Annotated in this window: 1 protein-coding gene; it reads left to right on the top strand. The window is 61.2% G+C overall.

What is annotated here, in order from left to right; genetic code table 11:
• Positions 1-3365 (top strand): NAD-glutamate dehydrogenase (locus ACIOUG_RS01990; RefSeq protein WP_401062099.1); only part of this gene is annotated, 3365 nt, incomplete at both ends.

Genomic DNA, 3365 nt, shown 5'->3' with positions numbered 1-3365 from the left:
ACCCAACGTCGTCTCTCCGACCTCGCTGGCTGTACTCTTTCCGCGTGGCGCCTGCTTGAGCGCTTCGATCACGCGCAACCGCAAGTGCGCGTCTACAACCCTGATTACGAACGCCACGGCTGGCAGTCGACCCACACCGCGGTCGAAGTGCTGCACCACGACCTGCCGTTCCTGGTCGACTCGGTCCGCACCGAGTTGAACCGCCGCGGCTACAGCATCCACACCCTGCAGACCACCGTGCTCAGCGTGCGCCGTGGCAGCAAGGGCGAGTTGCTGGAAATCCTGCCCAAGGGCAGCACCGGCGAAGGCGTGCTGCACGAGTCGCTGATGTACCTGGAAATCGACCGCTGCGCCAACGCGGCCGAACTGAATGTGCTGAGCAAAGAGCTGGAGCAGGTGCTCGGTGAAGTGCGCGTCGCGGTCGCTGATTTCGAGCCGATGAAGGCCAAGGTGCAGGAACTCCTCACCAAGCTCGATCACAGCGCATTCGCCGTCGATGCCGACGAAAAGACCGAAATCAAGAGCTTCCTGGAATGGCTGGTGGGCAACCACTTCACCTTCCTCGGCTACGAAGAGTTCACCGTTGTCGATCAGGCCGATGGCGGCCATATCGAATACGACCAGAATTCCTTCCTCGGTCTGACCAAACTGCTGCGCACCGGTCTGACCAACGAAGACCGGCACATCGAAGACTACGCAGTGAACTACCTGCGCGAACCGACCCTGCTGTCGTTCGCCAAGGCTGCGCACCCGAGCCGCGTACACCGTCCGGCCTACCCGGATTACGTGTCGATCCGTGAAATCGACGCCGACGGCAACGTCATCAAGGAACACCGCTTCATGGGCCTGTACACCTCGTCGGTGTATGGCGAGAGCGTGCGGGTCATCCCGTTCATCCGCCGCAAGGTCGAAGAAATCGAACGCCGCTCCGGCTTCCAGTCCAAGGCTCACCTGGGCAAGGAACTGGCGCAGGTGCTCGAAGTGCTGCCGCGTGACGACCTGTTCCAGACTCCGGTGGACGAGCTGTTCAGCACCGTGATGTCGATCGTGCAGATTCAGGAACGCAACAAGATCCGCGTGTTCCTGCGCAAAGACCCGTACGGTCGCTTCTGCTACTGCCTGGCCTACGTACCGCGCGACATCTATTCCACCGAAGTGCGCCAGAAGATCCAGCAAGTCCTGATGGAGCGCCTGAAGGCCACCGACTGCGAGTTCTGGACCTTCTTCTCCGAGTCCGTGCTGGCTCGCGTGCAGTTGATCCTGCGTGTCGATCCGAAAAACCGCATCGACATCGACCCGCTGCTACTGGAAAAAGAAGTCGTGCAGGCCTGCCGCAGTTGGCAGGACGACTACGCCGCACTGACCGTCGAAAGCTTCGGCGAAGCCCACGGCACCAACGTGCTGGCAGACTTCCCGAAAGGCTTCCCGGCCGGTTACCGCGAGCGTTTCGCGGCGCATTCGGCCGTGGTCGACATGCAGCACCTGCTGAGCCTGAACGAAAAAAATCCGCTGGTGATGAGCTTCTATCAGCCGCTGGGCCAGGTGTCCGGTCAGCGCGAGCTGCATTGCAAGCTGTACCACGCCGACACCCCGCTGGCGCTGTCCGACGTGTTGCCGATTCTGGAAAACCTCGGCCTGCGCGTGCTGGGTGAGTTCCCGTACCGCCTGCGTCACACCAATGGCCGCGAGTTCTGGATTCATGACTTCGCGTTCACTGCCGCCGAAGGCCTGGACCTCGACATCCAGCAACTCAACGACACCCTGCAGGACGCGTTTGTCCACATCGTCCGTGGCGATGCCGAGAACGATGCGTTCAACCGTCTGGTACTGACCGCCGGTCTGCCATGGCGCGACGTGGCGCTGCTGCGTGCTTACGCCCGTTACCTGAAGCAGATCCGTCTGGGCTTCGACCTGGGTTACATCGCCAGCACCCTGAACAACCACACCGACATCGCTCGCGAGCTGACCCGGTTGTTCAAGACCCGTTTCTACCTGGCGCGCAAGCTGGGCAGTGATGATCTGGAAGACAAGCAACAGCGTCTGGAACAAGCGATTCTGACTGCACTGGACGATGTTCAGGTGCTCAACGAAGACCGCATCCTGCGTCGTTACCTGGACCTGATCAAAGCCACCCTGCGCACCAACTTCTATCAGACTGATGCCAACGGCCAGAACAAGTCGTACTTCAGCTTCAAGTTCAACCCGCACGCGATTCCTGAGCTGCCGAAGCCGGTACCGAAGTTCGAAATCTTCGTTTACTCGCCACGCGTCGAAGGCGTGCACCTGCGCTTCGGTAACGTCGCACGTGGTGGTCTGCGCTGGTCCGATCGTGAAGAAGACTTCCGTACCGAGGTCCTCGGTCTGGTGAAAGCCCAGCAAGTGAAGAACTCGGTCATCGTGCCGGTGGGTGCGAAGGGCGGCTTCCTGCCGCGTCGCCTGCCACTGGGCGGCAGCCGTGACGAGATCGCAGCCGAAGGTATCGCCTGCTACCGCATCTTCATCTCCGGTCTGCTGGACATCACCGACAACCTGAAAGACGGCGCGTTGGTGCCGCCGGTCAACGTCGTGCGTCATGACGACGATGACCCGTACCTCGTCGTGGCCGCGGACAAGGGCACTGCAACCTTCTCCGACATCGCCAACGGCATCGCCATTGATTACGGCTTCTGGCTGGGTGACGCATTCGCTTCCGGTGGTTCCGCCGGTTACGACCACAAGAAAATGGGCATCACCGCCAAGGGTGCGTGGGTCGGCGTACAGCGCCACTTCCGCGAGCGCGGCATCAATGTCCAGGAAGACAGCATCACTGTGGTCGGCGTCGGTGATATGGCCGGTGACGTGTTCGGTAACGGCCTGTTGATGTCCGACAAGCTGCAACTGGTTGCCGCGTTCAACCACATGCACATCTTCATCGATCCGAACCCGAACCCGGCGACCAGCTTCGTCGAGCGTCAGCGCATGTTCGACCTGCCGCGTTCGGCCTGGACCGACTACGACACCAGCATCATGTCCGAAGGCGGCGGCATTTTCTCGCGCAGCGCGAAGAGCATCGCCATCTCGCCGCAGATGAAAGAACGCTTCGACATCAAGGCCGACAAGCTGACCCCGACCGAACTGCTGAACGCCTTGCTCAAGGCGCCGGTGGATCTGCTGTGGAACGGCGGTATCGGTACTTACGTCAAGGCCAGCACCGAAAGCCACGCCGACGTCGGCGACAAGGCCAACGATGCACTGCGCGTGAACGGCAACGAGCTGCGCTGCAAAGTCGTGGGCGAGGGCGGTAACCTCGGCATGACCCAGCTGGGTCGTGTGGAATTCGGTCTCAATGGCGGCGGTTCCAACACCGACTTCATCGACAACGCCGG

This window comes from Pseudomonas sp. NPDC087803, assembly GCF_044742995.1.
In the GTDB taxonomy this organism is placed as follows: Bacteria; Pseudomonadota; Gammaproteobacteria; order Pseudomonadales; family Pseudomonadaceae; genus Aquipseudomonas.
The sequence above is the reverse complement of the archived record's forward strand: the minus strand, read 5'-3'. Positions and strand labels throughout refer to the sequence as shown.